This is a genomic window from Serratia sp. YC16 (assembly GCF_009707615.1).
In the GTDB taxonomy this organism is placed as follows: Bacteria; Pseudomonadota; Gammaproteobacteria; order Enterobacterales; family Enterobacteriaceae; genus Serratia; species Serratia surfactantfaciens.
In genome coordinates, this window is the sequence record NZ_WLYN01000015.1 from 56467 (window position 1) to 65007 (window position 8541).

Below are 8541 nucleotides of genomic sequence, written 5' to 3' on the forward strand. Positions count from 1 at the left end.
ATAAAAGAACATATCCATGTCGCAGGCTTGCCTTTATACTACCGCGCGGTTGTTTATAAACTGCCCAAATGACTAAGAAATGGGAAATCTCAGGTGAAGTTCGTAAAGTATTTACTAATCCTTGCAGTATGTTGCATCGTGCTGGGAGCAGCCTCGATTTTCGGCTTGTACAAATATGTCGAGCCGCAGCTGCCCGACGTTGCAACGCTGAAAGACGTGCGGCTGCAGATACCGATGCAGGTCTACAGCGCCGATGGCGAACTGATCGCCCAGTACGGCGAGAAGCGCCGCATTCCGCTGAAGCTGGATCAAATTCCGCCGGTAATGGTGCACGCGTTTATCGCCACCGAAGACAGCCGCTTCTATGATCACCACGGCGTGGATCCGGTCGGTATCTTCCGTGCCGCCTCCATCGCGTTGGTCTCCGGCCACGCTTCACAGGGGGCCAGTACCATTACCCAACAGCTGGCGCGTAACTTCTTCTTAAGCCCGGAACGCACCCTGATGCGTAAAATCAAGGAAGCCTTCCTGGCGGTGCGCATCGAGCAGATGCTCACCAAGGATGAAATCCTTGAACTGTATCTGAACAAGATCTATCTGGGTTACCGCGCCTACGGCGTGGGCGCCGCCGCGCAGGTCTATTTCGGCAAAGACGTCAGCCAGCTCACCCTGAGCGAAATGGCGACTATCGCCGGCCTGCCGAAAGCGCCGTCCACCTTTAACCCGCTCTATTCGCACGATCGCGCCGTTGCCCGTCGCAATGTGGTGCTGTCGCGCATGCTGGACGAGCATTACATCACGCAGGCGCAGTACGATCAGGCTCGTAGCGAAGATTTGGTCGCCAACTACCATGCGCCGGAAATCAGCTTCTCCGCACCGTATCTCTCCGAGATGGTGCGCCAGGAGATGATCAAGCGCTACGGTGAAAACGCCTATACCGACGGCTACAAGGTTTACACTACCGTCACCAAGCGGCTGCAGCTGGCGGCGCAGGAGTCGGTGCGCAACAACGTGCTGGCCTATGACATGCGCCACGGCTATCGCGGCCCGTCCAACGTGCTGTGGAAAGTCGGCGAAGCGGCCTGGGATCGCAAACAGATTATCGATTCGCTGAAAAACCTGCCGAACTACGGCCCGCTGGCGCCGGCGGTGATCACCGCCGCCAACCCGCAGGAAGCGACGGCGATGCTGGCCGACGGCAGCAGCATTGCCTTGCCGATGGCCACCATGCGCTGGGCGCGGCCATACCGTTCAGACACTCAGCAGGGCCCAACGCCGAAACGCGTCACCGACGTGGTGCAGGCCGGCCAGCAAGTGTGGGTGCGTAAAGTGAACGAAGCCTGGTGGCTGTCGCAGGTGCCGGACGTCAACTCGGCGCTGGTCTCCATCAACCCGAACGACGGCGCGGTAAAAGCGCTGGTCGGCGGCTTCGACTTCAACCAGAGCAAGTTCAACCGCGTCACGCAGGCCCTGCGTCAGGTCGGCTCGAACATCAAACCGTTCCTGTACACCGCCGCGATGGATAAAGGCCTGACGCTGGCCACCATCCTGAACGATTTGCCGATCACCCGTTGGGATGCCGGCGCCGGCACCGACTGGCGGCCGAAAAACTCGCCGCCGACCTACGACGGCCCGATCCGCCTGCGTCAGGGGCTGGGGCAATCGAAGAACGTGGTGATGGTGCGCGCGATGCGCGCGATGGGCGTCGACTACGCGGCGGAATATCTGCAGCGCTTCGGCTTCCCGGCGCAGAACATCGTGCATACCGAATCGCTGGCGCTGGGTTCCGCCTCCTTCACGCCGATGCAGTTGGTGCGCGGCTATGCGGTGCTGGCGAACGGCGGTTACCTGGTCGACCCGTACTTCATCACCAAGATCGAAGACGATAACGGCAATACGGTGTTCGAAGCCAAGCCAAAAGTGGTGTGCAGCAGCTGTAATCTGCCGGTTATCTACGGTGACACTCGCCGCTCGGCGGTACTGTCCGATGACAACATCGAAAACGTCGCCACTTCGCAGGAAGGCAACAACAGCACGGTGCCGATGCCGCAGCTGGAGCAGGTCACCCCGGCTCAGGTGCAGCAGGACGGCGACCAACAATATGCGCCGCACGTGATCAGCACACAGCTGGCGTTCCTGATCCACGATGCGCTGAACAGCAACATCTTCGGTGAACCGGGTTGGATGGGCACCGCCTGGCGCGCCGGGCGCGATCTGAAACGTCATGATATCGGCGGCAAAACCGGCACCACCAACAGCTCCAAAGACGCCTGGTTCTCCGGTTATGGTCCGGATACCGTGACGTCGGTGTGGATCGGCTTCGACGATCACCGCCGCGACCTGGGCCGTTCGACGGTGTCCGGCGCCATCCCGGATCAGATTTCCGGCGGTGAAGGCGGGGCCAAGAGCGCCCAACCGGCATGGGACGACTTCATGAAGACCGCGCTGGAAGGCATCCCGGAGCAGAAAGTCACGCCGCCGCCGGGCATCATCAGCGTCACCATCGACAAGAGCAGCGGCAAGCTCTCCGGCGGTGGCGGCGGCAGCCGTTCCGAGTACTTTATCGAAGGAACGCAGCCGACGGACTACCCATCGCGCGATACCGGCACCACGTTGACCGATCCGGGCGGCGAAAGCCACGAGCTGTTCTGATCGAAAAGGGCCAGAGAAATCTGGCCCTTTTTTTATGCAACGCGCAGCGTCTCAGCGCGAAGCGCGCAGAAACGCCTCGGAGAGGAACAGCGCGCTGACGTTGCGCGCCTCGCGGAAATCCGGTTCTGCCAGCAGCGCCATCATGTTGGCGATCGGCCAGCGCACCTGCGGCAGCGGCTCCGGCTCGTCCCCTTCCAGGCTCTGCGGATAGAGATCGTGCGCCAGCACGATATTCATTTTGCTGGAAAAGTAGGATGGCGCCATCGTCAGCTTGCTGAGGAAGTCAAAGCGCTTCGCCCCGTATCCCACCTCTTCCATCAGCTCGCGGTTGGCCGCCTCCAGCACCCCTTCACCGGGATCGATCAACCCTTTCGGGAAACCCAGCTCATAGGATTCAGTGCCCACCGCATACTCGCGGATCAGCAGCAGGTCATCGCCAATCACCGGCACGATCATTACCGCTTCGCGATCCGAAGGCCGCATACGCTCATACACCCGCCGAACACCGTTGCTGAATTCCAAATCGACCGACTCGACGTTAAACAAACGCGAACGCGCGACCGTTTCCACTTTCAGAATTTTAGGTTTTTGCAGGTGTTTATCCATGATTGCCTCAAAGAGGTTACCCAGGCGCAGACGGGGGCAACCGAAATAATGATTGGCGTAGCGCACGGCTCGTTGGCGCTCAAACGCTGACCAAATTCGATCTTGATCACATTGTGCGTTAAGGGCAAGCTTCGCCGCAACGAGCATGAACAGTAATTTACTTTCTTTTAACAAGCGTAGCCAGCGGCGGGCGATTTTCCGTACTGATTCAGCAAACAGCACGCATGAAAATAGGATAATACCGATATCGATGGCACAGGCCGGCTGCTAGTATCACGCAGGCAAGAATCAGTGATAAAATGGCCTTGCGTCATGAAGGAATGAGATCCAGAGCGAGAATCTGTTTGTTCCCTCATTAGTTCTGGGTGCCTCCTGGCGGTTTACTCCGTATAATATTCAGCTTTTCATCAGGTTGGCGAAATTCACGGGTGTGAGATGGGGATTGCATGAGCACAATAGTGTTGATATTGGCCTTAGTGCTTGTCTGCCTGATCGCCGCCGGCCTGTATCTATGGTTCAAGGCCCGCCACCCGTCGGCGCTGACGCACACGTTGCCGTTTATCAAACCCGCCCATCGCAAGCTGACCGACGAAGAGCGTGCCGCAGTCGAGTTCTATCTCAATCAGCAAAACAAGCTGAGCAACAAACTGTTGCCCGGCGGCAGCGCGATGCAGCCCAACACCAAACTGGCACTCACGCCGCAAAGCGATAGCGTGTATCCCGTGACGCACGCCATCACCCGCTACGGCCTGGCCAGCGACGATCCCAATAAATGGCGCTACTATCTCGACGCCGAAGAGGTGCACCTGCCGCCGTTTTGGGAACCCTATATCACCGCCGACAACCATGTGGAAGTGATCAGGACCCAGACGTTGCCGCTGGTGATTTCGCTCAACGGACACTCGCTGAAAGATCATATCCACGATCGGCCGCAGCCGCCGGTAGTGACCGCCGCACCGACTAAAAACGCCTCTATCCGCAAGGAGGAGAGCGAACATGTCGAGCTGGTGAACATTCGCAAAGAAACGCCGGAAGAGCATGCGCTGAATCGGCCGAACGGCATCCGTGAAGCCGTCATCATCTCCGCCGCGCTGTTGTTGCTGTTCTTTAGCCTGATCAGCCCGGTGCTGGTGATCCCCTGGATGATCTTCGTGGCGGTGCTGATGATCGCCTGGGGCTGCTGGAACCTGTTCCGCCGCCCGGCGCCGCGCGAACTGAAAGAGATCCACTGCCTGCGCGGCACGCCAAAGCGCTGGGGCCTGTTCGGTGAATCCGGCCAAGGGCAGATCAGCAATATTTCGCTCGGCATTATCGATCTTATCTATCCGCAGCATTGGCAGCCTTACCTGACGCAGGACCTGGGCAAAACCACCGATGTGGATGTCTACCTCAATCGGCAGGTGGTGCGTCAGGGGCGCTTCCTCTCGCTGCATGACGAAGTGAAGAATTTCCCGCTTCAGCAGTGGGGGCGCAATGCGGTGCTGGTCGCCAGTTCGGCGCTGGTGCTGCTGCTGCTGCTGGTCTATATCCCGCTCAACCTGCCATTGACCCTCAGCATGGCCTGGCTGCAAGGCGCGCAAAAAGTGGAAGTGACCAGCGTGCAAGCGCTGGAAGCCACGCCGCTGCGCATCGGCGATACGCTGAAGGTGCGCGGCAGCGGCATGTGCTATGTGCCGCCGCCGGCCAACGGTGGCGGCGCCGTCAACTTTGCGCCGTTCGACTGCTCCGGCATCTACTGGAACAACGCCGCTCCACTGCCGCCGCCGGAATCGGAAGTCATCGACAAAGCGACGGCCCTGTTGGCCACGGTCAACAGCCAGCTGCATCCAAGCGGCGCCGATCAGAAGGTCAACCCGCAACTGGCCAGCGCCATCGAGAAATCCGGCATGATCCTGTTGGACGACTTCTCCGATATCGTGCTGAAAACGCAGGATCTGTGCCAGGCTGAAAGCGACTGCGTGCGGCTGAAAAACGCGCTGGTCAATCTGGGTAACGCCAAAAACTGGAACGGCCTGGTGAAACGCGCCAAGTCTGGTGCGCTGCAGGGCGTCAACGTCCTGCTGCGCCCGGTAAGCGCCGAATCGCTGGACAGTTTGACCAAGGTGGCCACGTCATCGTTCATCTTCAATGAAACGCGGCTGGCCGCCGCGGCGCTCAACAGCCCGCCGCCGGGCGGTTTCCTGATCAGCAGCGACGAAGGCCGTCAGTTGGTCAGTCACCCGCAGCCGCAGACGCCGCAGAGCGAATACAACGCCCTCGACCAGTGGAACGAGCTGCAACGCCTTTCCAATCTGCTGCTGCACACCCCGTTCCAGGCGCAGGGCGTTATCACCAGCCTCAGCGTTGATGCCAACGGCACTCGCCACGTGGCGCTGCACAGCGAACCGGACATGATCACCCTGTGGCGCTACCTCGGCACCAGCCTGCTGTTGCTGGCGGTGGTCGTCAGCCTGGGTTATAACGCCTGGCGGCTGGTGCAGCGCCGGCGCATCAACCAGCACCGCGTCGCCGATATTCAGCGCTACTACGACAGCTGCTTCAACCCGCAGCTCAATCCGATGTCGATGCGGCCGATGGCCTGAACCTGACGCCGGGGCCTCCGCCCTGTCATCTGCTTATGCTACGCTAACGCTATTATTCTCATCTGCGGACCGTCCGTCGGTCCGCCCGTGGAGTTTTTATGGTCCCTGAGTTTGACTGGCCGCAGATCGATACCGTGCTGCTGGATATGGACGGCACCTTGCTGGATCTGGAGTTCGACAGCCACTTTTGGCTCAGCCTGGTGCCGCAGGCACTGAGCGAGAGGCGCGCCATTCCGTTCGACGAAGCCCGTGATATCATTCAGCGGGAATATCAGGCGGTGCAGCACACCATGAACTGGTACTGCTTCGATTATTGGAGCGAGCGGTTGGATCTGGACATCTACCGCATGACCAGCGAAGTGGGCAGCCGCGCCCGGCTGCGCGAAGACACCGAGCCGTTTTTACGGGCGCTGCGCGACGCCGGCCTGCAAACCATTCTGTTGACCAACGCCCATCCGCACAGCCTGGCGGTCAAAATCGAGCATACCGGTCTCGATCGGCACCTTGATTTATTGTTTTCCACCCACACATTTGGTTATCCGAAAGAAGATCAGCGTCTGTGGCAGGCGGTGCAGCAGCACACCGGATTCAATCCGCAGCGCACGCTGTTTGTCGACGACGGCGAGCCGATCCTGGACGCGGCGCGCACTTTCGGCATTCGTTACTGCCTGGGCGTGCAAAACCCGGACTCCAGCACGGCGGAGAAAAGCTTCCAGCGCCATCCGTCGATGCGCGACTATCGCCTGCTGATACCGGCGCTGGCCAAGGGGGAAGCATGAAGGAAAAAGCGACGCGCGACGACGCGGTCCGACTGGATAAGTGGCTGTGGGCCGCACGCTTCTATAAGACCCGCGCACTGGCGCGCGAAATGATCGACGGCGGCAAGGTGCATTACAACGGCCAGCGCGGCAAGCCGAGCAAGATTGTCGAACTCAACGCCGAGCTCAAGCTGCGGCAGGGCAACGAAGAACGTACGGTGATCGTGCTGGCGCTGACCAGCCAACGCCGCGGCGCCAACGAGGCGCAGCAAATGTATCAGGAAACCGAAGCCAGCATCGCCAACCGCGAAAAAATGGCGCTGGCGCGCAAGATGAACGCGTTGACCATGCCGCATCCGGACCGCCGTCCGGACAAAAAGGAGCGGCGCGACCTGATGAAATTTAAATTTGGTGAGCCGGAATAACCCCTCACCGCAATGAGAGAAGATTATGTCCAACCATGACCAATTGCACCGTTACCTGTTTGAAAACTACGCGGTGCGCGGCGAGCTGGTTACCGTCAGCGAAACCTATCAGCAGATCCTGAATAACCACGACTACCCGGCGCCGGTACAAAAACTGCTGGGCGAGCTGCTGGTCGCCACCAGTCTGTTGACCGCCACCCTGAAGTTCGACGGCGACATTACCGTTCAGCTGCAAGGCGACGGCCCGCTGAAGCTGGCGGTGATCAACGGCAACAACCGCCAGGAGATGCGCGGCGTTGCGCGCACCCAGGCGCCTATCGCCGACGACAGCACCTTGCATCAGATGATCGGCAACGGCGTCATGGTCATCACCATTTCCCCGACGGAAGGCGAGCGCTATCAGGGCGTGGTCGGCCTGGAAGGCGAAACCCTGGCCGAATGCCTGGAAGCCTACTTCCGTCAGTCTGAGCAGCTGCCAACCCGCCTGTTCATCCGCACCGGCGAAGCGGAAGGCAACGCCGCGGCGGCCGGTATGCTGCTGCAGGTGCTGCCAGCGCAGGACGGCAACCTCGATGATTTCGATCACCTGGTGCAACTGACCAACACGGTCAAAAGCGAAGAGCTGTTCGGCCTGCCGGCCAACGAGGTGCTGTACCGTCTGTACCACCAGGAAGAAGTCACCCTGTACGAACCGCAGGACGTGCAGTTCCGTTGCACCTGTTCACGCCAGCGTTGCGCCGACGCGCTGCTGACCCTGCCGACCGACGAAGTGGCGGACATGCTGGAGCAGGACGGCAATATCGACATGCACTGCGACTATTGCGGCAGCCACTATGTCTTTGACCCGGTTGATGTTGCCGCGTTGTATGCGGGTAACACCGGCGAAAGCGACCAGTTGCACTAAGTTATACCCTCCCGGCGGGCGCGCCCGGCGCCCGCCAACGCCCGCCGTTTGCACGTTTGCTTTTTTCCGTGTGCTATCTCTCAGATCGTAACGAAATACCGCCTAAAACGTTAAATATTTGATACCCATCGCGGTTACGCACCGTTAGATCCCTACAATTGCCGCCAGAAATTCTGTGACCAAGGAGTAGTAACATGCGCGTTAAAGGTATAACCCCTCAGGATCTGGCCGCTTACGGCATTCACGACGTTAGCGAAATCGTTCACAACCCGAGCTATGAACTGCTGTTTAAGGAAGAAACAGACCCATCTCTGGAAGGTTTTGAGCGTGGGGTAGTCACCAAGCTGGGTGCCGTCTCCGTCGATACCGGCATCTTCACCGGTCGTTCGCCGAAAGACAAATACATCGTCCGCGACGACATCACCCGCGATACCGTGTGGTGGGCCGATCAGGGCAAAGGCAAAAACGACAACAAACCCCTCAGCCCGGAAGTGTGGGCCGATCTGAAACACCTGGTCACTGAGCAACTGTCCGGCAAGCGCCTGTTCGTGGTGGATACCTTCTGCGGCGCCAACGCCGACTCGCGCCTGAAAGTGCGCTTCATCACCGAGGTG

7 protein-coding genes are annotated in these 8541 nt (G+C 59.6%); 6 read left to right on the forward strand and 1 reads right to left on the reverse strand.

All coding sequences use genetic code 11. The annotated features are described in order from the left end of the window. The first annotated feature begins 93 nt into the window (after positions 1-93). On the forward strand, positions 94-2652 hold the full coding sequence (gene mrcA / locus GKN89_RS23075) for a peptidoglycan glycosyltransferase/peptidoglycan DD-transpeptidase MrcA (RefSeq protein WP_025159904.1): 2559 nt from the start codon (positions 94-96) through the stop codon (positions 2650-2652). Between the two features lie 51 nt (positions 2653-2703). Here mrcA and nudE read toward each other — a convergent pair whose 3' ends face one another. Beyond that, entirely contained in the window at positions 2704-3258 is a 555-nt protein-coding gene (gene nudE, locus GKN89_RS23080) for an ADP compounds hydrolase NudE (RefSeq protein WP_015379304.1), read from the reverse strand. A gap of 446 nt (positions 3259-3704) precedes the next feature. Here nudE and GKN89_RS23085 point away from each other — a divergent pair, with 446 nt between their 5' ends. From GKN89_RS23085 to GKN89_RS23105, 5 genes are all read left to right on the forward strand, one after another. Beyond that, positions 3705-5840, forward strand: coding sequence for an intracellular growth attenuator family protein (locus GKN89_RS23085; protein WP_154747842.1), 2136 nt, complete (start codon positions 3705-3707; stop codon positions 5838-5840). Positions 5841-5938: 98 nt separating this feature from the next. Then, positions 5939-6619 (forward strand): GMP/IMP nucleotidase, encoded by a 681-nt coding sequence (yrfG, locus tag GKN89_RS23090; protein ID WP_019456170.1) that lies wholly within the window; start codon positions 5939-5941, stop codon positions 6617-6619. After that, positions 6616-7023, forward strand: coding sequence for a ribosome-associated heat shock protein Hsp15 (gene hslR, locus GKN89_RS23095; RefSeq protein ID WP_025304547.1), 408 nt, complete (start codon positions 6616-6618; stop codon positions 7021-7023). Before yrfG ends, hslR begins: the two co-directional genes overlap by 4 nt. A gap of 25 nt (positions 7024-7048) precedes the next feature. Next, positions 7049-7927 (forward strand): Hsp33 family molecular chaperone HslO, encoded by an 879-nt coding sequence (gene hslO, locus GKN89_RS23100; RefSeq protein ID WP_015379307.1) that lies wholly within the window; start codon positions 7049-7051, stop codon positions 7925-7927. Between the two features lie 194 nt (positions 7928-8121). After that, positions 8122-8541: phosphoenolpyruvate carboxykinase (ATP) (locus GKN89_RS23105; protein WP_126202305.1), on the forward strand; the 420-nt coding region annotated here is incomplete at its 3' end.